At 70.1% G+C, this 23,908-nt stretch carries 17 protein-coding genes and 1 pseudogene; 5 read left to right on the top strand and 13 right to left on the bottom strand.

All coding sequences use genetic code 11. The annotated features are described in order from the left end of the window. The first annotated feature begins 31 nt into the window (after nucleotides 1–31). Nucleotides 32–1,120: a histidinol-phosphate transaminase gene (gene hisC, locus QHF89_RS31915; protein ID WP_136969517.1), complete on the top strand. Its 1,089-nt coding sequence runs from the start codon at nucleotides 32–34 to the stop codon at nucleotides 1,118–1,120. Continuing rightward, nucleotides 1,117–2,262: a tetratricopeptide repeat protein gene (locus QHF89_RS31910; protein WP_136969518.1), complete on the top strand. Its 1,146-nt coding sequence runs from the start codon at nucleotides 1,117–1,119 to the stop codon at nucleotides 2,260–2,262. The genes hisC and QHF89_RS31910 overlap by 4 nt, the downstream gene beginning before the upstream one ends. Before the next feature lie 2 nt (nucleotides 2,263–2,264). On the opposite strand, the gene QHF89_RS31905 is transcribed toward QHF89_RS31910, so the two are convergent. The 8 genes from QHF89_RS31905 to nuoE form a co-directional block, all read right to left on the bottom strand. Beyond that, complete coding sequence (locus QHF89_RS31905; RefSeq protein WP_284721176.1) at nucleotides 2,265–3,254, bottom strand: carboxypeptidase-like regulatory domain-containing protein; 990 nt, start codon at nucleotides 3,252–3,254, stop codon at nucleotides 2,265–2,267. A gap of 207 nt (nucleotides 3,255–3,461) precedes the next feature. Next, on the bottom strand, nucleotides 3,462–4,994 hold the full coding sequence (locus QHF89_RS31900) for an NADH-quinone oxidoreductase subunit N (RefSeq protein ID WP_136969519.1): 1,533 nt from the start codon (nucleotides 4,992–4,994) through the stop codon (nucleotides 3,462–3,464). Beyond that, complete coding sequence (locus QHF89_RS31895) at nucleotides 4,991–6,853, bottom strand: complex I subunit 4 family protein (RefSeq protein ID WP_136969520.1); 1,863 nt, start codon at nucleotides 6,851–6,853, stop codon at nucleotides 4,991–4,993. The genes QHF89_RS31900 and QHF89_RS31895 overlap by 4 nt, the downstream gene beginning before the upstream one ends. Beyond that, nucleotides 6,850–9,462: an NADH-quinone oxidoreductase subunit L gene (nuoL, locus tag QHF89_RS31890; RefSeq protein WP_136931868.1), complete on the bottom strand. Its 2,613-nt coding sequence runs from the start codon at nucleotides 9,460–9,462 to the stop codon at nucleotides 6,850–6,852. The genes QHF89_RS31895 and nuoL overlap by 4 nt, the downstream gene beginning before the upstream one ends. 1 nt (nucleotide 9,463) lies before the next feature. Then, the gene (gene nuoK, locus QHF89_RS31885; protein ID WP_136931869.1) at nucleotides 9,464–9,772 is read right to left on the bottom strand and encodes an NADH-quinone oxidoreductase subunit NuoK; all 309 of its coding nucleotides are present in this window, start codon (nucleotides 9,770–9,772) and stop codon (nucleotides 9,464–9,466) included. Next, nucleotides 9,769–10,368, bottom strand: coding sequence for an NADH-quinone oxidoreductase subunit J family protein (locus tag QHF89_RS31880; RefSeq protein WP_232379752.1), 600 nt, complete (start codon nucleotides 10,366–10,368; stop codon nucleotides 9,769–9,771). Before QHF89_RS31880 ends, nuoK begins: the two co-directional genes overlap by 4 nt. Beyond that, entirely contained in the window at nucleotides 10,365–11,717 is a 1,353-nt protein-coding gene (nuoF, locus tag QHF89_RS31875) for an NADH-quinone oxidoreductase subunit NuoF (protein ID WP_136931870.1), read from the bottom strand. The genes QHF89_RS31880 and nuoF overlap by 4 nt, the downstream gene beginning before the upstream one ends. 3 nt (nucleotides 11,718–11,720) lie before the next feature. Further along, entirely contained in the window at nucleotides 11,721–12,200 is a 480-nt protein-coding gene (nuoE, locus tag QHF89_RS31870; protein ID WP_136931871.1) for an NADH-quinone oxidoreductase subunit NuoE, read from the bottom strand. Here nuoE and QHF89_RS50245 point away from each other — a divergent pair. From QHF89_RS50245 to QHF89_RS31860, 3 genes and pseudogenes are all read left to right on the top strand, one after another. Continuing rightward, nucleotides 12,185–12,742: pseudogene (locus QHF89_RS50245) on the top strand (zinc ribbon domain-containing protein); the annotation flags it as partial. The gene nuoE and the pseudogene QHF89_RS50245 overlap by 16 nt on opposite strands. 45 nt (nucleotides 12,743–12,787) lie before the next feature. After that, nucleotides 12,788–13,921, top strand: a complete 1,134-nt coding sequence (locus QHF89_RS31865; protein WP_284721175.1) for a hypothetical protein — start codon at nucleotides 12,788–12,790, stop codon at nucleotides 13,919–13,921. A 155-nt stretch (nucleotides 13,922–14,076) separates the two neighbouring features. Beyond that, complete coding sequence (locus QHF89_RS31860; RefSeq protein ID WP_284721174.1) at nucleotides 14,077–14,421, top strand: DUF2752 domain-containing protein; 345 nt, start codon at nucleotides 14,077–14,079, stop codon at nucleotides 14,419–14,421. Nucleotides 14,422–14,460: 39 nt separating this feature from the next. Here QHF89_RS31860 and QHF89_RS31855 read toward each other — a convergent pair whose 3' ends face one another. The 5 genes from QHF89_RS31855 to QHF89_RS31835 form a co-directional block, all read right to left on the bottom strand. Continuing rightward, nucleotides 14,461–15,006 carry a hemerythrin domain-containing protein gene (locus QHF89_RS31855; protein ID WP_136931873.1) on the bottom strand — a complete coding sequence of 182 codons (546 nt, stop codon included), beginning with the start codon at nucleotides 15,004–15,006 and terminating at the stop codon, nucleotides 14,461–14,463. A gap of 173 nt (nucleotides 15,007–15,179) precedes the next feature. Beyond that, nucleotides 15,180–16,151: a serine/threonine-protein kinase gene (locus QHF89_RS31850; protein ID WP_136969522.1), complete on the bottom strand. Its 972-nt coding sequence runs from the start codon at nucleotides 16,149–16,151 to the stop codon at nucleotides 15,180–15,182. Nucleotides 16,152–16,360: 209 nt separating this feature from the next. Next, the gene (mutS, locus tag QHF89_RS31845) at nucleotides 16,361–19,003 is read right to left on the bottom strand and encodes a DNA mismatch repair protein MutS (RefSeq protein ID WP_284721173.1); all 2,643 of its coding nucleotides are present in this window, start codon (nucleotides 19,001–19,003) and stop codon (nucleotides 16,361–16,363) included. A gap of 110 nt (nucleotides 19,004–19,113) precedes the next feature. Beyond that, nucleotides 19,114–22,155, bottom strand: coding sequence for a hypothetical protein (locus tag QHF89_RS31840; protein ID WP_136969523.1), 3,042 nt, complete (start codon nucleotides 22,153–22,155; stop codon nucleotides 19,114–19,116). Then, complete coding sequence (locus tag QHF89_RS31835; RefSeq protein WP_136969524.1) at nucleotides 22,152–23,888, bottom strand: hypothetical protein; 1,737 nt, start codon at nucleotides 23,886–23,888, stop codon at nucleotides 22,152–22,154. Before QHF89_RS31835 ends, QHF89_RS31840 begins: the two co-directional genes overlap by 4 nt. Between the last annotated feature and the right edge of the window lie 20 nt (nucleotides 23,889–23,908).

The raw sequence follows: 23,908 nt of genomic DNA, 5'->3' as shown, positions 1-23,908 counted from the left end.
CGCCGACGCGCGGATCCCGAGGTGCCCTCGCATGACCGCGCCCCGCTTCGCCCACCTGCTTCGCCCCGAGCTCGCGGACCTCGCCGCGTACGTCCCGCACACGGGCGACCACGAGATCCGGCTCGACGGCAACGAGGCCCCGCCGCTGCTGTCCTCGAACGCGCGCGCCGGCGTGGCGCACGCGCTCGCGGCGGGCGGGCTCGAGCGATATCCGGATCCACGGGCGACCGAGCTGCGCGAGGCGATCGCCGCGCACGTGGGCGCGACGCCGGACGAGGTCCTCGTCGGCACAGGCTCCGACGAGGTGATCGCGCTCCTCCTCACCACGCTCTCGCAGCCCCGCGCGGGCGCCGACGCGGCGACGATCCTCACGCCGTCGCCCACGTTCGTCATGTACCGGCTCAGCGCAGCGGCGCGCGGCATCCGTGTCCTCGAGGTGCCGCTCGACGAGCGCTGGGATCTCGACGTCGCGCAGATGCGCGCGGCGATCGAAGCCGGAGAACCGAACATCGTTTTCCTCGCGACGCCGAACAACCCGACCGGAAACCGCATGTCGGAGGATCGGATCCGCGCCGTGATCGAGGCCGCCGAAGGCGCGCTCGTCGTGCTCGACGAGGCCTACGTCGCGTTCGCGCCCGCGAGCCTCGCGCACCTCCGCCACGTGTATCCGAACGTCGCGATGCTCGGCACGATCTCCAAGATCGGCTTCGCGGCGCTGCGGATCGGCTGGCTCGTGGGGCCGGTCGAGCTCATCCGCGAGGTCGACAAGGTACGCCAGCCCTACAACCTCCCCACGCCCTCGCAGCGCGCCGCCACGTTCGTCCTGCGCGAGCTCCGCGCCGAGATCGATCACGTCGTCGCGCACGTCGTCGGGGAGCGCGAGCGGCTCGGGCGGGAACTCGGTCGGATCGGCTTCGGGGTCTCGCCGAGCGACGCGAATTTCCTTTGGGTTGAAACGAATCGACCGGCGAAGGACGTCTTCGAGGGGCTCGCGGCGAGCAAGATCCTCGTGCGGAGTTTTCACGCCCGCGGCGGGCGCCTCGCGAACCGGCTGCGCATCACGATCGGGACACGCGAAGAGAACGACAGGTTGCTCGAAGCGATCGCGAGGTGGGCATGATCCGGCGCCGTAGCTCGGCAGCGATCCTCGCCGCTGCGATCACGCTGCTCGGCCTCGTGGCAGGCTGTGGAGATCCGACGGTGATCCGCGTGATCGACGGCGTGCCCACGCAGGGGCGGTTCATCTCGTACGAGGCGTACGCGTACTACGCGCGCGGCACGGAGGCCGAGGCGCACGGCGATCTGCCGCTCGCGATCACGCTCTACCGCGGCGCCGCGGAGAACGACGCGAAGAGCGTCGAGGTCTGGACGCGTCTCGGCGCGGCTTCGTGTGCAAGCCCCGACGCGCTGGCCTTCGCGGGAGAAGCCTTCACCCGCGCCGAAGAGCTCGACCCGACGTACGAGCCCCTCGCCCGCGCACGCGCGCGCTGCGCGGCCGACACGGGGCACCTCGCCGAGGCGCTGAAGCACGCCGCACACGCCGTCGCGCTCGATCCCGGGCAGGACGAGGCGGTCCTGCTCTACGCCTCGCTGCTCGAACGCACGGGGCGCGTGGCGGACGCCGAACGCACGCTCGACGCGCTCGTCATCGAGCGACCCACCTCCGTGCAGGGATGGCTCGCTCGATACGAACTCGCGTTGCGCCTTCACGATGCGGTGACGGCCGAGCGAGCGGCTCGCGCGTTGCGTCAACGGGCACCTCGCCTCGCGACGCGCGTCGCCGCCGAGGTGCCAGCGCTCGCCCCGCTCGCCGAGGTCGACGCGGCCCTCCGCGCCGGTGACCTCGACGCCGCGCGAAAGGCCGCTCGTCGCGCCCACTTGCCCGCGCCGGAGCTCGCCGTGCGTGCCGCGGCGCTTGGCCTCCCTCGCCTCGCGCGTGACCAGGCCGAGCTCGTCCTCGGCGCCGATCCCTCGTCGAACTCCGCGCGGATCGCGCTCGCCGTCGCCGCGGATCTCTCCGGCGACACGGCCCTGCTCGCGACCGCGCTCGACGCCCCGAAGGACACGCCCACCGTGGCGCCCTCCCCCCTCGCGCGCCTGCTCTTCACCGACCTGCTCGGAAGGCGCGCGGGCCGCGACGCCGCGCGCGCCTTCGCCGGCGCGGACCTCGTTTCCCCCGACACCCCCTCGTCGGATCCTCTGCTCGAAGCCGCCCGCAAGCGCGTGCGTGCGCTGCTCGCGCCTTCGAGCAAGGGCGCGTAGCGCTACTTCTTCTCGACCTTCTCCGGAGAAGCCTTCTCGTCCGCGGCCTTCTTCTCGTCCGCGGCCCGCTTCTCCTCGGCGGCCTTTCGCCTCACCTCGGGATCGTCCTTCTTCGCGTCGTACTCGAGCGTCAGGTCGAGCGTGTGCTCGCCTTCCTTCAGGGTGATCCGCTGCTCGACGACCTTGTCGATCGACGGGAGGAACGCGCTCACGCGCACCTCACTGCCAGCGGGGACGCCGGGGATCTCGTATTGCCCGTCGAGGCCCGTGACCGCGTGGGTCGCGTAGGCGAGCACGTAGACGTCCGCCGTGAGGAACGGGTTCGGCAGCTCGTCGCGCAGCATGTAGTGCCCGGGCTCGAACGCGTAGAGCTTCACCGGCGCGCCCCCCGGCACGGCCACGAGCACCGCCTTCTTCGGCGCGCCGTCAACGTAGGGCATGTAGCTCTCGATCTTGTCGATGTTCGCGACCTCGATGCGCTGGCCGAACGTGAGCGCCATCGTGCGGCGCGCGAAGGCGCAGCCGTGGATGGTGATCTTCGCGGCCTCCTCGCGTGCCGGGACGAACCCCTTGTAGCCCGTCACCGCGACGAGCACGTCGGCCGCCGCGCCCTCGAGCCCCACGCGGAAGAGTTTTCCGTAGGTCGCCGAGGCCTCGCCGCACTTGCCCGCGGGGAACTTGAAGCTCGTCGCAGGCGGCGCGTCGCCCTTGATGCGCACCGTGCCGCGCACCGTGGCCTTGGTGCCCTCGTACGGCGCCTCGTTCTTCGGGTTCACGACCTTCGCGATGTCCGCGTTGGAGCGACCGATGCCGTTCGGAATCGGCCCCTTCGGCGCAGGCGCCGCCGATGCCTGCGGCGCAGCGGAGCCCGGCGTCGCTTGCTGGCTGCTCGCCGGCTTCGCGTCGTTGTTCGTGGGCGCGGCGCCGTTCTGGCAGCCCAGCGCAGCGACGCACGGGACCACGAGGAGCCAGGCCATCGAAGTTCGGTTCATCGCCCCGGCCGTGGGCAAGCCCTGCGCCGCGCTGGATCGCAGCTGTTTCGAGGGAGCCTGCCGCAAACCCTGCCAACCGAGTTGTCGGTTCATGTCAACCTCGTTGCCATACCCCCGGCGACGCTGCAAAACAGCCGTCGCCGGGGCAAGGAACCTGTCTGAGGGAGGAAGCGAGGAGCGCGAAGGGAACCCGAAGGCCCCGCGGTGTCAACGCGTGGCGAGGGCCGCCTCGACCGCGATCTGCAGCGACGTCGTCGGCCACAGGCCGAGCACGAGCACGAGCACGCCGGCCACGACGAGCGCCGTCGCGACGTACCCCGAGCGCATCGGCTTCGCGATGGGCGCGCCGGGCGCAGGCTCGCGCATGTACATGTAGACCATCACGCGCAGGTAGTAATACGCGGAGATCACGCTGTTCAGCAGCAGGATGACCGCGAGCGGGTAGAGCCCGGCGCCGATCGACGTCTTGACGATGTAGAGCTTGCCGAAGAAGCCCGCCGTCGGAGGCACGCCCGCGAGCGAGAGCAGGAAGAGCGAGAACGCGAAGCCCGCGGCCGGGTGCCGCTTGCCCACGCCCGCGAGATCCTCGTAGCTCACCGCCTCCGCGCCGCGGCTGCCCATCAGGATGAGCGCGCCGAACGCGCCGACGGTCGAGACGGTGTACGTGAGCAGGTAGAACATCACGCTCCCCTGCGCATCGCCACCCGCGCGCATCGTCGCGACGACGCCCACGAGCACGTACCCCGCATGCGCGATGCTCGAATACGCGAGCATGCGCTTCACCGACTCCTGCTGGCCCGCGACGAGGTTCGCCACCGTCATCGTGAGCACCGCGAGCAGCGCGACGACCGGAGGCCAGCCCGCCGCCCACGACTCGAGCCCGCCCTCGCCGAACCCGCCGATGAGCACGCGGAGCATCGTGGCGAACGCCGCGCACTTCACGGCCACGGCCATGTACGTCGTGGTCGGCGTCGGCGCGCCCTCGTAGGCGTCCGGCGTCCACATGTGGAACGGCACCGCGCTCACCTTGAACGCGAGACCCACGATGATGAGCACTGCTGCCGTGATGATGAGCGCGAAGTTCGGCCCCTTGCCCGGCTGCACGTTCGCGATCGCCTCGCGGATGCCCGCGAGATCCGTGTGCCCCGTCGCGCCGTAGAGCAGCGCCCCGCCGTAGAGCAGGAGCGCGGCCGCGAACGACCCGAGCAGGAAGTACTTCACCGCGGCCTCGGTGCTGCGCAGCGAGGCGCGGCGGAAGCCGACCATCGCGTACACGCCGAGCGACATCGTCTCCAGCCCGAGGAAGAGCGAGAGCAGATCCCCCGCCGCAGCGAGGATCATCGCGCCCACGGTCGAGAAGATGATGAGCGGGTAAAACTCGCCGCGATCGAGCCGATGCTCCGGCAGGTAGCCGCCCGCGAGCAGCGCGGCGAGCGCGCCGCCGAGGCAAAGCACGAACTCGAAGAACAGGGTGAAGCGGTCGACGATCACCCAGGGCGCGACCAGCGACGCGCCCTCGAGCTTCTCGGGACCCACGAACCAGATCGCCGCGGCGAACACCGCGCCCGCGAGCAGCGTCACGGTCGTGCCGAGCGAGAGCTCCGACGAGGGACCCGCATCCCTGTCGTCCGACGTCTCGTCGACGCGGCGCTTCGAGAACGCCTCCGCCACCATCAGGAGCAGGCCGCCGAGGCTGACGATGAGCAGCGGCGACAGACCGAGGAAGAGCCCCGTACTCACTGCGCCACCTTCCCTTCACCGCCGAGCGCTGCCTGCGAACCCTCGCCGCCCGCCGCCGGCGCCTCGGGCTGCTCCTTCTTGGGCATGCCCTTCAGGAACGCCGGCGAGAACGTGTCCTCGGGCAGGAGCTTCGCGTCACGATCGTCCGCGAACAGGATCGCCTGGCCCGATACGACCTTGTACTGGTTGTGGTGGAGCAGGATCGACTCCTTCATCCGATCGAGGAAGATCGCGGGGAAGAACCCGATGACGAAGATCATCAGCACGAGCGGCGCGAGCGCGAGCGACTCGCGCACCGTGAGATCGGGCAGGTGCTTGTTCTTCGGGTTCGTGAGCGGACCGAAGAACATCTTCTGGACCACGTAGAGCATGTAGACCGCCGCGAGGATCACGCCGGCCGCCGCGCCCACCGTGTGGATCCCGGCGAACTTGCCGAGCCGCTCGGAGAGGAACGTGCCCATGATGACGAGGAACTCGCCGACGAACCCGTTCGTCCCCGGCACGCCGACCGACGCGAACGTCACGATCAGGAAGACGACCGCGTAGATCGGCATCACCTTCGCGAGCCCACCGAACTCGTCCACCTCGCGCGTGTGGCGCCTGTCGTAGATGACGCCGACGAGGAGGAAGAGCGCGCCCGTCGACACGCCGTGGTTGACCATCTGGAGCACCGCGCCCTGCATGCCCATCGGCGTCGCGCTGAAGAGCCCCAGCATCACGAAGCCGAGGTGCGCGACCGACGAGTACGCGACGAGGCGCTTCACGTCGCGCTGCTTCCACGCGACCAGCGCGCCGTAGAGGATGCCGCCCAGGATCGCCACGCCCGCCAGGTTCGCCGACAGGTTCGAGGCCGGCCCCGGGAAGAGCCCCATCGAGAAGCGCATGTACGCGTAGGTGCCGAGCTTCAGCATCACGGCGGCCAGGATCACCGAGCCGCCCGTCGGCGCCTGCACGTGCGCATCCGGCAGCCACGTGTGCACTGGCCACATCGGCACCTTGATGAAGAACGCCAGCGAGAAGGCCCAGAAGCAGAGGAGCTGCGCGCTCTTCGGGAGCACCACGCGCGAGAGCGCGAGGTAGTCGAACGTGAAGTCACCCGTGAGCTTCTGGTGCGTCCACACGAGGTAGATGATCGCGGCCAGCATCAGCACCGAGCCGGCCATCGTGTAGAGGAAGAACTTGATCGCCGCCTTCACGCGATCCGCGCCGCCCCAGATGCCGATCATGAGGAACATCGGCACGAGCATCAGCTCCCAGAACACGTAGAACAGGAAGAGATCGAGCGCGAGGAACGCGCCGATCATCCCGCCCTGCAGGAGCAGGAGCGCGAAGCAGAACTCCTTGATGCGCGTCTTGATCGAGCCGAACGACGCGTACGCCGCGATCGGCGTGACGAACGTCGTGAGGAGCACGAGCCACAGGCTGATGCCGTCGATCGCGACGTGGTAGCGGATGCCGAGCGTGGGCATCCAGTCCTTGATGTACTGGAAGTGCCAGCCCGCGGTCATCGGGACGGTGAGCAGCCAGAGCGACGCGACGAACCCGATGCCGAGCACCACGTACGTGAAGCCGCGGAGCAACGAGAGCATCTGCCGCGGGATGAACAACACCGCCGCCGCGCCCACGAGGGGCAGCGCGATGAGCAGGTTGAGCAGGTGGGGCCACTCGCCCGGGACCTTCGCCGCCTGCGCCGCGCCTTCGGTCGGCCAGAGCCAGATCACGAAGAGCGTGGTGAGGGCCGTGATGAAACCCAGGCCGGCGCGCTGCTTCGTCGACGCGTCGCCCCGCGGGACGAGTGCGCCGAGGATGCCCGCGCCGATCGCAGGCCAGTACTGAAACACGAGATCGAGCGGGCTCATTGTGCGCCTCGCGGGTTGATGAGCCCGGGGATGTCCTTCGCAGGAATGCTACCGCCGCCCGCCGGCACCACCGTCCCAGGCACGAGCGGGACAGGCGCCGCAGAGGACGGGAAGCCGCGGCCAGGCCGCGTGACCGCGAACGACTGGGTCGCCTCCTGCGCGAACGCGTTGCGCACGTGCAGCTTGACGTCCTTCGTCTCCCCGGGATTGACGTTGATGCGGACCTCGCGAACCACGCCGAAGTCCTTCTGCTCCGTCCCCGTCCCCTCCCAGCGGTAGGTGTAGCCGGGGCCGGGCGCCGCCGAGATGACCACCTCGCCGGCCGAGCGGAGCTTCGAATCGTCGACCGTCGCTTCCGCGTGCGGCCGGACCAGGAAGAAGCCCACGCCCGCGAGGCCGAGGGCCATCGCAGCGCCGTAGACCTGCACGCGGCCGGTCTGGAACGTGCGGAGGACCGTCCCGAAGAACGCGACGATCGCCGCCGTGAGCTTCGCGAGGACGCCGTCGATGAGCCACTTGTCCGCGGCCGTGAAGATGTCCGCGAGCGCGTCCACCATCCCGACGACCACCGCGTCGTAGAGCTCGTCGATCCGCCACTTGTCGTAGATGAGCCTGTAGAGGCCCGGCGCCGCCTTCTTGAACGACTCCTCCGGCGCGCCGCCCTTGTTCAGGTACACGACCATCGCCGCGCCCGTGCCGCCGAGGAACGCCGCCACGCCGGGGCCCATCATCGGCCACATGAGCTTCTCGACGCCCTCGGCGCGCAGCACGACGGCGTCGTGCGCCCGCGTGAAGACCGGCGAGAGCATGTGCCCGAGCGGCTCGATGTGGATCGGCTCGGCCATCAGGAAGCCCGCGAAGACCGCGAAGACCGCGAGCACCATGAGCGGGAGCGTCATCGCGAGCGGCGACTCGTGGGGCTTCGGCCCCTCGAGCGGCGCGCCGTCGTCGTGGTGATCGTGGTGATCGTCGTGGCCATGATCGTCATGACCGTGGCCGTGCTTCGGCTCCTTCCAGCCCGCGACGATCTTCCACCCGCGGAACTCACCGTGGAACGTGAGGAAGTAGGCGCGGAACATGTAGAACGCCGTCATCGTCGCGGCGACCACGCCGACCCAGTAGATCCCCTGGCCAAGCCACGAGGGCCACGTCCAGAGCGGCTCCAAACGGCCGACCTCCGGCGCGACGATCTTCGTCGAGAACGCGCGCCACAGGATCTCGTCCTTCGACCAGAAGCCGGCGAGCGGAGGCGCGCCGGCGATCGCGAAGCACGAGAGCAGGAACGTCCACCGCGTGATGGGCATGAACTTCTTCAGGCCGCCCATGTTGCGGATGTCCTGCGACTTGTCCGTGTCGTGGATCCGCGCGTGCATCGCGTGGATCACCGAGCCGGCGCCGAGGAAGAGGCAGGCCTTGAAGAACGCGTGCGTGAAGACGTGGAAGAAGCCCGCGGCGAACGCGCCCACGCCGACGCCGATGAACATGAACCCGAGCTGGCTCACCGTGGAGTAGGCGAGCACCTTCTTCAGGTCGTGCTGGAACAGGCCGATCGACGCGGCGAAGATCGCCGTGGCGCACCCGAGCACCGCCACCGTCGCCATCGCGGCCGGCGACATCAGGAACACCGCCGACGTGCGCGCGACGAGATAGACGCCCGCCGTGACCATGGTGGCCGCGTGGATGAGCGCGGAGACCGGCGTGGGACCCGCCATCGCGTCCGGCAGCCAGACGTAGAGCGGGATCTGCGCGCTCTTGCCGGCGGCGCCGAGGAACATCGCCAGGCCCACGAGCGTCGAGGCGTAGACCTGCACGCCCTTCTCGGGCAGGAACAGGTGCACGATCGCCTTGTACGCCGCGTTCGCGCCGGGGTTCGCCGCGTCCCACTGCGACTCGATCGGGAGGTTGCCGAAGGGCCAGATCGTGACCGGATCGAGCAGGTTCCGCGCGTTCGCGTTGATCTCCGCGAAGCGCAGCGATCCCGTGTAGTAGAGCAGGATCGCCATCGCCACGAGCAGACCGAAGTCGCCGATGCGGTTGACGATGAACGCCTTCTTGCCCGCGGTCGCGTTCTTCTCGTCGCCGAACCAGAAGCCGATGAGGAGGTAGCTACAGAGACCGACGCCCTCCCAGCCGACGAAGAGCACGGCCATGTTGTCCGCCATGACGAGCGTCAACATGGCGAAACAGAAGAGGTTCAAGTACGCGAAGAACCGGTGGTAGCCCGGGTCCTTCACCATGTACTCGCTCGAGTACAGGTGGATCAGGAACCCGACGCCGGTGACCACCAGCATCATCGTCGCGCTCATCGCGTCGACGCTGAAGGCGACGTCGATGGGGACCGTTTGTCCCATCCGCCCGTTCAACGAGAACCAGCGCCAAGCGGTCCACGCGAGCGTGCCGCCGCCCTCCCCCTTCGGCAGGAGGAGGAAGGTGGCGAGCGCCGCGATGAACGAACCGCCGAGGGCCGAGAGGGCCATCAGGCGGACGCCAGCCTTGCCGAGCCGCTTGCCAAAGACGCCGTTCACGAAGGCGCCGAGGAGCGGCAGGGCGAGGACGACCGCGAGGAGCGTGAAGTTCGTTGCGGGAAACTGAGCTTTGAGGGCTTCCACGCTAGTTCCTCAGGAGATCGGCGTCGTCCGAGCGCACCGTGCTGCGGAGCCGGAAGAACGCGAGGACGATGGCCAAGCCGACCGCGGCCTCCGCCGCGGCGATGGCGATGATGAAGAAGGTGAAGATCTGCCCGGTGTGCCCCCCCACGTGCTGGCGGTTGAAGGCGACCAGCGTGAGGTTCACGGCGTTCAACATCAGCTCGATGCTCATCAAGAGCACGAGCAGGTTGCGTCGGATCAAGAAGCCCACCGCGCCCGTCATGAAGAGCGCGGCGCCCACGATCACGAAGTACTCGAGCGGGACGGTCACGACCTCGCCTCCTTGGTCTGGGCTGCGTTGGGTGCGGGCGCCTGGCTCGGCTTCGCGTCCGCCGCGGGCAGCAGCGTGGGATCCACCTGCTTGCCGCGCGCGACCGCGACCGCGCCGATGACGGCCACGAGGAGCAGCGCGCCCGAGAGCTCGAACGGCACGAGCGCCGTCGAGAAGAGCTCGTGCCCGATCGACTCGATCGTGCCGAACTGCGGCGGCACGGCCGGGAGCGCCGTCGGCGTGCCCGACTGCGTGCGCATCACGAGCACCATCGCGCCGAGCCCGCTCACGAGCAGCGCGGCGGCGCCCACGTAACGCGCCACCGCGCCCCGGGCGTCGCGCTTCGACTGCGCCGACGGGCCGAGGAGCATGATCACGAACAGGAAGAGGATCACGACCGCGCCGGCGTACACGAGGAGCTGGATCGCCGCGAGGAACTCGGCGGCCAGCATCAGGTAGAGCCCCGCGATCCCGATGATCGTCGAGAGGAGGCCCATCGCCCCGCGGATCGGGTTCTTCGCGCCCACGGTCACGACCGCGCCGAGCAGCGCGATGACCGAGCAGAGGCCGAAGAACGCGAGTTCGAGTTTGTTCACAGCGCGAGCCTCCCCGTCCCGGATTTGCCCTTCGTGCGCACGTGCTCCTCGAACTCCTTGCGGTACTTGCGCAAGAAGCCGAGCGCGGGCATCGCCGTGCCCTCGCCGAACGCGCAGATCGTGTTGCCCATGATGTTGTCCGCGATCTCGTGGAGCCGATCGAGCTCCTCCATCGTGGCTTCGCCGTGCACCATCCGATCGAGGATGCGGAAGAGCCACGCGCTGCCCTCGCGGCACGGCGTGCACTGGCCGCAGGACTCGTGGCGGTAGAACCGCATCAGGTTGTGCATCGCGAGCACGATGTCCGTGTTCTTGTTCAGCACGATCGCGCAGCACGTGCCGAGCATCGTCCCGAGCGCGCGGTACGTCTCCACGCCCATCGGCACGTCGAGCACGTTCTTGCCGTGCCAGCGGTGCAGCGGCGACTTCGCGTCCGGCGCATTCACCACCTCGTCGGGCCGCAGGATCGGGCACGACGAACCGCCGGGGATCACGCCGAGCAGCTCGCCGCCCTTCACGCCGCCGCCGAGGTCGTAGATGAGCTCGCGCAGCGTGAGCCCCACGCACGCCTCGAAGACGCCGGGCGTGTTCACGTGGCCCGAGACGCCGTAGAGCCGGCAGCCGCCGTCCTTCTGATCGTGCAGATCCGAGAGCTTGGAGAAGGCGTCGCCGCCCATCGCCAGCGCCACCGGCACCGCCGCGATCGTCTCGAGGTTGTTCACCGTCGTCGGCATGCCGAACGCGCCGGACTGGGCCGGGAACGGCGGCTTGAGCCGCGGCTCGCCGCGCTTGCCTTCGAGCGAGTTGAGGAGGCTCGTCTCCTCGCCGCAGATGTACGCGCCGGCGCCCGTGTGCACGTAGACCTCGACGGGGTAGTCGATCCCGAAGGGCTTCGCGCCGAGGTAGCCCTTGGCGCGCGCCTCCTTGATCGCGCCCCAGAGGCGCGCCTTCGACAGGTGCAGCTCGTCGCGGACGTAGATGTACGCCGCGTGCGCGCCGATGCCGAAGCAGCCGATGATGCAGCCCTCCACGACCGCGTGGGGATCGAGCTCCATGATCGTTCGGTCCTTGAACGTCCCGGGCTCGCCCTCGTCGGCGTTGATGACGAGGTAGTGCGGCTTCTCCGGCTTCGGAGGCCACGGCATGAAGCTCCACTTCACGCCCATCGGGAAGCCGGCGCCGCCGCGGCCGCGGATGTTCGCGGCCTTCATCTCCTCGACGAGGGCCTCCCGCGGCATCGAGAGCGCGCGCTTGGCCTGCTCATAGCCCCCGTCACGCTCGTACACGGGGAGCGTCCACCCCTCGGGGACGCCATACCGCTTCGTCAGATACGTCGTTTGTCGCAGCATGGGTCACTTGATGAGGCGATCGAGGATCCGATCGACCTCGGCCGTGGTGAGGTTCTCGTAGTAGTCCTTGTCGACCTGGATCATCGGCGCAGTGCCGCACGAGGCGAGGCACTCCGCCGTCCGCAAGGTCACCTTCCCGTCCTTCGTCGTCTGCCCGACGTGGATACCGAGGCGCTTCTCGCAGTGGTGGAGGATCTCGTCCGCCCCGCGGAGCGCGCAGCTCAAGGTCTGGCAGACCCAGACCTGGTGCTTGCCCACGGGCTCCTTGTTGAAGAGCGTGTAGAACGTCACCACGCCCTTCACGTGCGCGGCCGACAGGTCGAGCCGAGCCGCCACCCACTCGACGACGTCGTCGGAGATCCATCCATTCTGCTCTTGGCAGAGATGGAGGACGGGGATGCAGGCCGCCTGGCGGTTCGGGTAACGCGAGAGGATTTCTTCGACGTGCTTCTCGCGGTCGGGAGACAATGCGAACTTCGTCATGTTCGTTCGCCAGCAGGGCTAGGGGTGGATCGAGGCGGCGGCAAGCGAGCACGTATCGTCGTGCTCGACTTCGTGCCCCTTCGTCGGGCCACGAGCCAGACAGGAAGGAGAGCGAGCCGCCCGAAGGGTTTTGCCCGCGTTTCGCTCGGGCCCCTTCTGCAGGCGCGCGCACGCTAGTGAGCGACCCCCGGTTGTGTCAAGGCGCGCCGTTCGCCATGCCGAATCTTTCTGCTTTTCCCACGCGCATCGGCGCGCCCGAGCACACCCGAGCGGGGCTTTCGTTTCACGCGAGCGACGCGCCTCTCCCTCACCGCGCGGGTGCGTTTGCTCGCTCGCAACCGCGCGCGTCACACGATCGATCTCTGACGATCCCTTGCGTTGTGCTTGAGAAGTGGAGCGGACCTCCACTACGCTGCCGGCCGCCGCGCGCCCTTCGCATTGGATCGAATGACGCACGGCGCCTCGGGAGGTGGTTCGTGTTCTGTCCGAATTGTGGGACACAAAACTCGGAGACGGCGACGACGTGCACGAAGTGCGGCTTTAACCTAAGAGGTGCCGCCGCGCCGAAGTTCAAGGGGACGATGCTGATGAGCCAGCAGCCCCCGACGCCGCCCGCAGGGGCCATGCCGGCGCCGCCGCCGATGGCTCCGCTGCCGGCCGCCGCGCCGCCGCCCCCGCCGGGACTGCCGCCCGGCGGCCCGACGCTGGGCGATCAGGGCCTCGCAGGCACGGTGATCGGTGTGCCGCCCGCGGGCCTCGGCCCGACGGCAGCCCCGCCGCTGGCCGCGCCCCCGCCCCCGCCGGGATATCCCGCGGCCGGCGGATTCGAGCCGCAGGGCGGACTCGGGAGCACGATCGCGATCGATCAGCTCCCGAACTTCTCACCTCCCTCGCCGAACCCGCCCGGCGTGCCGCCGGGGCCGCCCTCGCCCGGCGCGTTCCCGCCCCCGGCAGGCCCGCCCCCCGGCGGTGGCTTCGGCGCGCCTCCGCCCGGCGGACCCATGGGCGGCTTGCCTCCGGGCGGCTACGGCGCTCCTCCGCCCCCTGCAGGCGGCTACGGCGCTCCTCCGCCCCCCGCAGGCGGTTACGGTGCTCCCCCGCCCCCCGCGGGCGGTTACGGCGCTCCTCCGCCCCCCGCGGGCGCCGGGTACAGCGCGCCTCCGCCCCCCGCGGGCGGGTACGGCGCTCCTCCGCCCGGCGGCGCCTACGGCCCGCCGCCCGGGGATCCGAGCGCGATGGGCGCTCCCGGCGGCTACGGCGCGCCTCCCGGCGGCGCGTACGGCGCGCCTCCCGCGGGCGCGATGGTAGCTCCTGGCCAGTACCCCGGCGGCGCGATGGGCGCCCCGATGGGCATGGGCGGCGGCCCCATGATGGGCGCGCCGGGCGGCGGCATGGGCGGCATGCGCGGGACGACGCGCAACCCAACGACCGCGCTCCTCGGCACGCTCTTCTGCTGCGGCATGTACCACCTCTTCGGCGGCTACGGCATGCTGAACGAGCTCAAGGCCTACACGAAGGACGAGTCGCTTCAGACGTGGCACCTCTTCGTCCCGATCCTGAACCTGCTCATGATCCTGAAGCTGCCGGAGCTCGTGGCGCGGGCGAAGCAGCAGGCCGGCTCGCGCAACCCGCAGTCGGAGAGCCTCGTGATGTACATCCTGCTCTTCCCCTACGCGCTGGCGAAGGACCTGAACCAGGTCTGGGATCCGAACGCGGGTTGATCGTGCAGGACGAACCGGGGCGACGCGCGGACGAACCCCTCGCCGCCCCGGTCCCTCTTCACGCCCCCTACCCCTCCCCCGTCCCCCGACCTTCCCCCCCACGACCCCAAGGATCCGCGCTCGGCCGCGCTGCGCGCCTCGCCGCCGTCGGCGCCGTGTTTGCCGTCGCGGTCGCCGTGCGCTTCCCGCTCTGCCCGTTCGCGCTGATCACGCGCCATCCTTGCCCCGGCTGCGGCCTCACGCGCGCGGCCCTCGCCCTCGCCACGGGCGACCTCCACGAGGCAGTCCACTTGCACCCGCTCGTGATCCCCACGGTCCCCGTGGTCGCGCTCGTCCTCCTGCAAGGAAGCTACAACTACGTGCGCCACGGCCGCTGGTACACGTTCGCGTTCCAGCAGACGCGCTTCGTCACCCTCGGATCGATCGTCCTCGCCGTCGCCATGATCGCCGTCTGGCTCGCGCGCTTCTTCGGCGCCTTCGGCGGCCCGGTCGCCGTGTAGCCGGGCTGCGTTCGTTGGTCCCCCAAGGAACTCCGCGCCTCAGATCGCCCCGCGCGGCGCCGGCCTACGCACGCCTCGACGCATGTGCGGCTCCGCCCTGGACGCGTCCTCCGACGGACGCGTCTTCGACGTGCGCGTCTCGTCCGCGCCTGCGAGCAGCCGGTTGTACGAGCGCTCGATCTCCTCGCCGAGCACGTCGAGCTCCTCGTCCGTGAGGCTGCGCTTGAGCTTCGGGAACACCACGTCCTCCTCGACGTCCGCGTGCTTCTCGAAGCGCTCGCGCAGCGCCGCGATCACCGCGGCGAACTGCGGCGCCGTACGCGACATCGCGAGCGCGACACGCGCGGCGTCGAGGATCCGTGTGTGCTCTTCGCGCGCCTCGCGCACGCTCGCGTCGTCGCCGAGCCTGCTCGCGCACGCGATGTAGACGTACGCCTCCTCGACGCGGACGTGCGCCTCGACCGCGCGGAGCGCGGCGTAAAACGCCTCGTCGCTCCCCGCGCCCACCGGCGACGCCTCCACGAGCCGCGACAGAAGCGCACAGACGTCGCGGTGCTGTTGCTCCAACAGATCGAGTGCATCCATGAGCCCTCTCCTCCAAGCCTGTCGCTACGGCGGCGCTCTCCGCCAATGCGCCCCGCGGGCGGAACCGTGAGCGAATGCCGCGCAGCGCGGGCGTCCATGGCAAGGAGCGGGCCCACGGCGGGCGCGCACGGCGTGCTCGATGCGCCGTCCGCTGCCGCGTGGCGGGGGATCTCCTACCCTGCGAGCGCCGCGGCCGCCCCGGCGGCCTTCGCGCGCGGGCGCCTCAATCCGGAGAGCGCGCGCCGCATCTCCGCTGCGCCCGAGAACCGCGCGTCCGGGTGCTTCGCCAGCGCGCGCGACAGGAGCACGTCGAGCGCGCGCGGCACGTTTCGAAGCTCCGCGCGCAGCGGCACCGGCGCCTTGCGCACCGTCGCCACCGCCACGTCGAGGTCCCCTTCCCCCCGGAAGGGCAGCTTCCCCGACACCGCGTAGTAGAGCAGCAGCGCCGTCGCGAACAGATCACTCTGCGCCGTGATCGCGCGGCCTCGTGTCACTTGCTCCGGCGACATGAACCGGATCGTCCCCACGAGCGCGCCGCGGCTGTCCGCCGTCACCCCGTCCCCCGTGTCCACGCCCGGCTCGTGGGCGAACCCGAAGTCGAGCAGGAGCACCCGCGTCTCGCCGCTGGGCTCCTCGGTGAGCAGGACGTTCTCCGGCGTGAGATCCCGGTGCACGATCCCCGCCGCGTGCACGGCTTCGAGCCCGGCCAGGATCCGGTCCGTGATCTCGAGCGCGCGCCCGATCGACAGCGGCCCGTCTTCACGCACGACGGCCCCGAGCGTCCGGCCCCGGTAAAGCTCCATCAGGTAGTACGGCCGCCCGTCGCTCATGCGCCCGTGACCGAGCACCGGCGCCACGTTCGGGTGAACGACCCGACGCGTGAAAGAGATCTCCCGCTCGAACCGGGCGTGCGCCCCCTCGTCGTGCGCGAAGCAGGCCCGCAGCGTCTTCAGCGCCACGCGCCGGCCCGTCGAGATCTCGCGGGCCGCGTACACGAGCCCCATCCCGCCTTCGGCCACGACGCCCTCGAGCACCAGGCCCGGCACGTACGGAACGCCCTGATCCCCCTTAGGGCCGGGGAACGGGGCGTCGTTCGTCGGGAAGGGCTCCCGGGACAATCCTTGGGTGGAGTTCGGAGACGTCATGATCGGGGCAGCAGGTCATTTCTGCACGCTCCCCGTCAGGAATCACCCGAAAAGTGCATCCGCACCTTGCCCGGCTCGGATCAGGACCGTCCTCAACGTTCCCCGGCGCAAGATGGACGGTAAGCGCACGTCCCAGCTACAGGTACGGGAAGCCCGTGCGCCCGCAGAGCCGGATCGCTTGCTTTTTTCCGCGGCCGTTTTTGGGGTGTTCAGGAGGGCAGGAGCGACTTCAGACGCGCGACGAACGTGAGCGCGTCGAGCGGCGTCAACCGCTCGACCTCCACGGCGCGCAGCGTTTCGAGGACAGGCGCCGCCGCATCCGTGTCGGGTTTCGCCTTCGCGAACAGGTCGAGCTGCACCGAGCCCTGGCGGGTGCGTCCTCGCATCGTCGCATGTTTACCCGAGGGCAGCGGCGCGCCGGCTTCGAGCGTCGCGAGGATCGCCTTGGCCCGCGCGAGCACCGGCTCGGGCACCCCCGCGAGCCGCGCGACCGCGACGCCGTAGCTGCGGCTCGCCGGCCCTCGCACGAGCTTGTGCAGGAAGACCACGTCGCCGCCGTGCTCGCGCGCCGAGACCGACCAGTTCGCCACGCCGGGCCCGTGCTGCGCGAGCTCCGTCAGCTCGTGGTAGTGCGTGGCGAACATCGCGCGGCAGCCGACCGCGTCGTAGAGGTGCTCGGCCACGGCCCACGCGATCGCGAGCCCGTCGTACGTGCTCGTGCCGCGCCCGATCTCGTCGAGGATCACGAGCGATCGCCGCGACGCATCACGCAGGATCGTCGCCGTCTCGCGCATCTCGACCATGAACGTGCTCTCGCCGCGCGCCACGTTGTCGCTCGCGCCGACGCGCGAGAGCACGCGATCCACGACGCCGACCCGCGCCGCCTGCGCAGGGACGAAACTCCCGGCCTGCGCGAGGATCGTGATCAGCGCGACCTGGCGCATCAGCGTCGACTTGCCCGCCATGTTCGGGCCCGTGAGCAACCAGAGCCTGTCGCCGCCGAGATCGAGCGTCGTGTCGTTCGGCACGAAGCGACCCGCCGCGGCGAGGCGCTCCACGACAGGATGCCGCCCGCCCTCGATCACGAGCGCCTCCCCCATGTCCACCGCGGGCCGCACGTAGTCCTGCCGATGCGCCACGTCCGCGAGCGCCGCCGCCACGTCCCACGACGCGAGCGTCCGCGCGAGCTTGCGGATCCGGTCCGCGTTCTCCGCCACGACCCGCACGAGCCCTTCAAAAATGTCGGTCTCCCGCGCGAGCGCGCGTGACTCGGCGTTCTCCAGTCCATCCGCCAGCTCGTCGAGCCGATCACTCGTGAACCGCTCGCCCCCGGCCACCGTCTGCTTGCGCCGGAAGTCCGGCGGCACCTTGCCGAGGTGCGTCTTCGTCACCTCGATGTACCAGCCGAACACCCGCGTGAAGCGGATGCGCAAGGACCCCGCGCCCGTCTTCTCCCGCAGCTCCGCTTCGAGCTTCGTCATCTCCTCCGCGCCGCCGCGCGCGAGCCTGCGTTGCGTGCCGAGCTCCGCGTCGTACTCCTCCCGGACGAACCCGCCCTCCCGCGCGAGCGCCGGCGGCCTGTCGACGAGCGCCGCCGCGAGCTTCGCCGCGATCTCCGGCAGCGTGTCCACCTCCGCCCCAAACAGCTCGCGCGCCTCGCCATCCATGTCAACGATCGCCCGCGTCGCCGCCACCGCAGCCGGCGCCGCGAGGAGCCCGTCCCGCAGCGCGCCGAGATCCTTCGGCGTCGCCTCGCGCAGCACCGTACGCACGCTGAGCCGCTCCAGATCACCCACCCTCGCGAGCGCCTCCCGCAAATCCCCCCGCGCCCGCGGGTTCTCCACGAACGCCTGCACCTCGTCGAGCCGCCGCCGGATCGACGCCACGTCGATCAGCGGCGAGAGCAGCCTCCGCCGCAGGAGCCGCGCCCCTGCCGGCGTCACCGTCGCGTCCACCGTCTCGAGCAACGTCCCCTTCCGCGACCCGTCCGCCCCTCGCACGAGCTCGAGGTGCACCTGCGCCGTCTCGTCGATCCGCATCGTCGCTGTCGGGTCGTACGGCGCGATCCTCCGCACGGGCAGCGGGCTGCCCGGCGTGCACTTGTGCGCGAACCGCAGCGCCCGCGCCGCCGCCCGCCGCGCCGAGAGCGACAGCGTCGACGCTGCCTCCGCCGCGATCGGCTCCGCCACCGCTCCGTCGATCGTGGCCGCCACGTCTCCGTCGTCGAGCGGCTCGTCGTCCCGCAGCACCGCTCGGGGCGCCGCGAGCCCGGCGCCCTTCTTCACGTCCGGGTCGAGCCCCCCACCCACGAGCACCTCCCGCGGATCACAACGCGCGAGCTCCGCGAGCAGGGACGCGAGATCGGGAATCATCCCGGCCGACAGCTCCCCGGTCGAAAGATCGAGCAGCGCAATCCCTCGTTCCGCATTGCCGGACTCGTTGTCCACGGCCACGAGGTAGTGGTTTGCCCGCGCGTCGAGCTGCTCCGTGTCCGTCACGAGCCCCGGCGTGATCACCCGCACCACCTGCCGCGGCACGATCCCCTTCACCGTCGAGGGATCGGCCATCTGCTCGCAGATGGCCACCTTGTGCCCGAAGGCGAGCAGGCGGGTGACGTATCCGGCAGCCGCGTGGTGGGGCACACCGGCCATCGGTTCTTCGTCGGGATTCCCTTTGTTCCGGCTCGTGAGGGTGATGTCGAGGAGGCGCGCCGCAATGACCGCGTCCTCCCGGAACATCTCGTAGAAATCCCCCATCCTGAAAAACAGGATTGCATCGGGATGGGCAGCCTTGGCCTCCTCGTACTGCCGCATCACGGGGGTGAGCTTTTTGCCGTTGCTCCGAGCTTGCACGGCCCCCCCTTACCATGATTCGCCCGGCGGGTCCGCTTCGTTTGTCCAGGGCGCCTCGGAAAAACGACGCACCTCGACAGACGTTCAGGGTCCGGGGACGAACCTTGGCTTCAATAATACTGGCGCGTGATGTCGAGGCGGCTGGCCGAGAGGAGGATGAGGCCTTCGAGCGAGCCGTCCGTGATGGCGAGCTCGCCGGTGGAGGGGACGAACGAGATGGCCTGGGGCTGGATCTCGGTCGTGGCCGAGGCGAGGTTCAGAATGAGCGGGCGGAACGAGCCCTGCGTCGCGAACTGGAAGAACGTATCGCGCGGCGGAGCGTTGATCGCCGCGGCGCGCGCGTCGTCGGCCGTCGTGCTCTTGTCGTCCGGGACCGCGTCGAATTCGTTGTCGGGCGCCGGATCGTTGATGGCCATGCGGAAGAACGGATTGATGAACGCGAGGGGATCCCCGTCCTTCAAAACCACGCCGTGGGGCGCGGCGCGCACGCGGCCGTTTTGCCGCGCGAGCGTCGGATCACACGAATTGCGGCAAGCCCCGAGCGGCGTCGTGCCGGCGCCCTCCGGCGCGGAGATCACGTGGTGCATGAAGCCCGAGGCGTTGCCCGTCACGGCCCATTGCCCGCCCACGCGGACATTGAACCCGACGAGCGTCGGGAAGCAGCATTCGATGACCTCCGGCGCGGCGCCGCCGCGTGACGCGCCGAGCTCCAGCCGATCCTGATACGCCTCCACGATCGTGATGTCGCGCGCCTGCCGCGGCAGCTCCGCCGGCCCAAACGTCGCTTTGCATTGCTGGAACGTGCAGACCCCTTGTGTCTCCGGGCTCTTCCAGTGAACGTCGTCCTCCGCGGGGATGTTCGACCCGATCTGCACGTAATCGGCGAGGGACTTCGCATTCGCCGCGGCGTTCGCGTCGCCCTCGCTCGCGAGGATCTCCTCCCAGGCGCGCTGCCCGAGCACGCCCGAATCGCAGAAGCGGCTCGCCGCGTCGGAGAGCGACGCCACGGGCCCGCCCGTGAGATCGAGCCGGGCCGCTTTCCCGGCGAACCCCGGCAAAGCCCCCTCGTAGGTGATCGTGAACGTCTGGCTCGTCGACTGGGCGCGCGGATCCTCCAGATTCATCGCGACCGTGTGCTCGAGATCCCCGGAGTTCGTCGTGAGCCCCGTCTTTTGATCGATCACCCGCAGCGTCCCGCCCACGGCGAGCGTGAAATGCACGGCCGGGATCGCCTCGCTCGCGTCCTTGGGCGCGGGCACCGTCGCGCGGAGCAGCGGCGCGTCGAGATCAAACGTCGATTGGAGCGTCCCCTGGTTGTTGTAAAGCAAGGGGAACCCCGAAAGGCCGGGCTGGTTCTGGCCCGTCCGCTCCGACGTCCGCATGTAGTTCGCGCTGCGCGGCGTATGCGGCACGACGACGTTGCACGAGACCTCGCCCGAACTCGCGAGCGCCTCCTCGTCGGCGAGCCCCGCCGGCGCGCCGGGAGGCGGGCAGCCGTAGAGATACGTGTACCGCGTCGGCGCGCGGCAAAACGCGTCGTAATCGTCGATGTCCACGATCGCGATCTGCCCCGTCCCGAGCACCACGTACGCGAACGCCCCGCGCATGCGCGTCGGCCCCGCGCCGGTCTCGTAGGTCCCGCTCGTCCGGTAGAGCGTCTCGGGATCACACGACGTCGCGGTCGACGTGCAGACCGTGAGATCCGGATCCGGATTGCAACGCACGCCCTCCGGCGCCACGCCCGTGCTCGGGATGGGCAGCGGGTTGTCGCGCTCGATGATCACGAGATCCTGCACGGGCACGCCGAACTCCACGCGATCGGGCGCCTGCCCGGGCGTCCACTCGGGGTGCGGCCGCGTGATCGGCCTGCGCGACGTCGCGTCCTCGGCGATGTCGAAGACCATCACGCTGCCGTCGAGATCGTCGACCGCGTAGAGGAACCGATCGAGGGATCCCGCGAGCGTCGGCGACGCCGCGAGCTGGCTCGTCGTCACGACCCGCGAAGGCTCGCGCAGCGACGTCGGCAGAAGCGGATCACGCTCGATCGGCTCGCACGGCGTCTTCATGTCGAGCACGTGCACGACCGGCGCGTCGAGGTCGCCGACGAAGAGCCGCTTCTCCGAGAGCGTGATCCCCGCGGGGCGCGCATCGTACGCCTGCGCCGGCGCGGGCGGGGTCACCGGGGGCGCGATGCAAGCGGCGCCCGTCGGCGGGGGCGCGGGCGGGCTCTGCACGGGCAGATCCACCGTGAGCGGCACCCAGCGATCGATGGGGCACGCCTTCCACGAGCCCGGCGCGTGCACGTACACGGGCTCCCCCGTCGCGGGATCCTTCTTCGGCGTACCGTCGGCCTCGCGCTCCACGTCGAAGAGCGTCTGCGCATCGATCACCGCGAGCGCGCCGTGATCGGGGATCGTCACGACGAGCTTCGGCCGCCCGAGGCCCTCCTGCGTGAGGTCGACGAGGTAACCGCCGGCCCCATCGGGCTCGGGATCCCGCGGCTTCGTGAACGTCGCGTCATCGCAGCGCGCGCGCACCTCGTCCGCGTCGTTCTTCGGATCGTAGACGACGAGCATCTCCCCGGGCGCGCCGGGCAACGCGCAGGCAGGCCAGCTCGACAGCGACTTCGGCGCGCAGGTATCGCAGACGCGGATGTCCTTCGCCGCGAGAGCAAAAATCCCCTCGCGGCCGGGCTCGGCCACGCCGACGAACGCCGCCATGCTGCCGTTCGTGCTCGCGATGTCGACGGGCTGCGCGCCGATCGGCAGGAAGTTCGCGCCCGGCACGCGCGGATTCGAATCGAGCACGGCGTCGACCTTCGTGCTCATGTCGACCACGGCCACCTCGCCGCGCGTCGTCTGCGTCACGAGCGCGTAGAGGTGCGGCTGCGTCGTCGCCCCGTTCGCCACGGCGTACGACTCCGGCGTCTCGAACCGCGTGCCGCTGCACCGTTCAAACGGCAGCGCCGGCGTCGTCCCAACGCCCGGCGCGCCAAGGCAAAGGAACGACACGCGCCCCGAGCGCTCGAGGGCGCGCACCGCCGTCGGCACCGTCTGCGTCTGGCATCCGCCGCTGGAGACGAGCGCCAAGGGCAAGCCGAGCGCGGCGAGCGCAAGGCCGCCGAGGGGGGAATGGGAAAAACGCCGCTTCATTGTGACTCCTTGGGCGGCACCGGTTGGCCGAGCGTCATGTACAAGGCCCCGAACGTGGCTTGGTTCCGCATGTCGAGGTCCACGACGCCGACGTACGAGTCCGTGAACTGGGCGACGTACATCGTCGAGTACCAGATCGGCTTGCCCTCCGCGTCGAGCACCAGGTTCCCCGCCTCGTCCCGCACCCGCTCCGTGTCGAACGCGAGCGCGTGCGGGCCACGGCCCGTCTTGATGACGTTGTCCACGCGCCGCGAGGCCGGGTCATACGAGAAGACGATCCCCGAATCGTACGTGACCGCAAAGACACGCCACGCCGGCAAGCCATCCTTGCCGATGATCCGCCCCATCTTCACGCGCGACGCGCCGAACGCGAGCGGCACCGAGTCGTGGAACGTGACCTCCTCGAACGCGCCCGTCACCTCCGGCCCGTTCGGCCCTTCGCGCTCCGTGAACCGCGTCTCGACCTGCCCGATCACGAGCGCCGCCGGAGCACGGTTCGCCATGTAGATCCCAAGCGGATTGTCCTCGGCGCAAGCCCGCAGGCAGCCGTTTCGCACAGCACCCGTCGGGCACATCTCCTCGCACGCCCGCCGCTTCGACCCATCCACCGCGATGCCACGCGAGTCCGTCGAGCTCGCCGTCGTCCCGATCCGCACCGACGCGTTCCGCGTGACGAACGGCCGCGCCGGGCTCGACCCGCCATCATCGTTGTACCGCAGCACGTCGAACACCGCCGTCGATCGAAAGCTCACCCCGAACGCAGGCGTGTAGTCGACCGTCTCCCGGTTCTCCTCGATGAACCGCGGGATCGGGAAGCTCGCCACGTCCGTCGGCCCCGGCGGCAAGTTCGTGAGGTAGTGCTCGAGCACAGGCTCGCTCTCCCACCGGTTCACGACGAGGCTCGCCGTCTGCTCGGTCTGGTGCACGACCACGATCGACTCGCTGCGATCGTCCACCGCGATCCCAAAAGGCTCGACGGGCAGCGTGAGCCCACGCTGGCTGTCCGAAGGATCCCGGCCGACGAGGAAGTCCCGCGCGCAACGCCCGCCCGCCGTCGTCACGCCGCAATCGAGGCAGATCGTGGCCCCACAAGGCGACGAAGCAGGCAGCGGGGCGCCGTCGCAGTTGATCTCGCGATCGTCGGTGATGTTGAAGTACGTCACGGAGGGATCGCCGCGCACCGGCACGAACAGGCGCGCCCCGCGGCCGTCCGCGCAAGGGTTCGGCTTGACCGCGATCACCGCATCCGAAGCAAAGGCGCCGATCGTCACGGCCTTGCCGCCCTGCTGGTACGGAGCCAGCACGACGGGCGCACAAGGCCCCGGGTAGAGCGTGGTGTTGTCGTTCCGCCCAACGCCCAGCGTGCCACAAGCCGCGCGCATCGCCTCGTCGCCCCCGGCAGAGCTCGCAGCCGCATCGACGATCGCCTGCCGCAACTTGCCCGTGTCAGCCCGAAGCTTGACGAGGTCGAGCGCGAAGACCGTGCCGCCGTTGTATTGCAGGTCGACATCGGAGTTCGCCACGTAGAGCGCCGTCCCCCCCGGCGAAACCACGAGGCCCGTCGGGTAGTAGAACGCATCGAGAGGCGGCGGCAGGCCATCCGCGAGCGCGAAGCAGCCAGAGGCGCCGACGAGGCCCGAGGCAACGAGGACCAGCGCAGCAGAGGCGAAGCGCACCCGGCGTGGCAAGGAGCCCGCAGCACTCGGGCGACGAAAGACAGGTTCGGGCGACATGGCGCGGCGCAGCCTAGTTT

Origin of the sequence: Polyangium sorediatum, assembly GCF_029946465.1 — a bacterium.
Classification (GTDB): domain Bacteria; phylum Myxococcota_A; class Polyangia; order Polyangiales; family Polyangiaceae; genus Polyangium; species Polyangium fumosum.
Note: the sequence above shows the minus strand (reverse complement) of the source record. Positions and strands in the feature narration are given on the sequence as shown.

Coding starts and splice junctions, on each gene's coding strand:
- QHF89_RS31835 (WP_136969524.1), bottom strand. CDS start 23,888: ATGTCGCCCGAACCTGTCTTTCGTCGCCCGAGTGCTGCGGGCTCCTTG.
- QHF89_RS31865 (WP_284721175.1), top strand. CDS start 12,788: ATGAGCCAGCAGCCCCCGACGCCGCCCGCAGGGGCCATGCCGGCGCCG.
- QHF89_RS31910 (WP_136969518.1), top strand. CDS start 1,117: ATGATCCGGCGCCGTAGCTCGGCAGCGATCCTCGCCGCTGCGATCACG.
- nuoF (WP_136931870.1), bottom strand. CDS start 11,717: ATGCTGCGACAAACGACGTATCTGACGAAGCGGTATGGCGTCCCCGAG.
- QHF89_RS31895 (WP_136969520.1), bottom strand. CDS start 6,853: ATGAGCCCGCTCGATCTCGTGTTTCAGTACTGGCCTGCGATCGGCGCG.
- QHF89_RS31905 (WP_284721176.1), bottom strand. CDS start 3,254: ATGAACCGAACTTCGATGGCCTGGCTCCTCGTGGTCCCGTGCGTCGCT.
- nuoE (WP_136931871.1), bottom strand. CDS start 12,200: ATGACGAAGTTCGCATTGTCTCCCGACCGCGAGAAGCACGTCGAAGAA.
- QHF89_RS31840 (WP_136969523.1), bottom strand. CDS start 22,155: ATGAAGCGGCGTTTTTCCCATTCCCCCCTCGGCGGCCTTGCGCTCGCC.
- QHF89_RS31850 (WP_136969522.1), bottom strand. CDS start 16,151: ATGACGTCTCCGAACTCCACCCAAGGATTGTCCCGGGAGCCCTTCCCG.
- QHF89_RS31855 (WP_136931873.1), bottom strand. CDS start 15,006: ATGGATGCACTCGATCTGTTGGAGCAACAGCACCGCGACGTCTGTGCG.
- hisC (WP_136969517.1), top strand. CDS start 32: ATGACCGCGCCCCGCTTCGCCCACCTGCTTCGCCCCGAGCTCGCGGAC.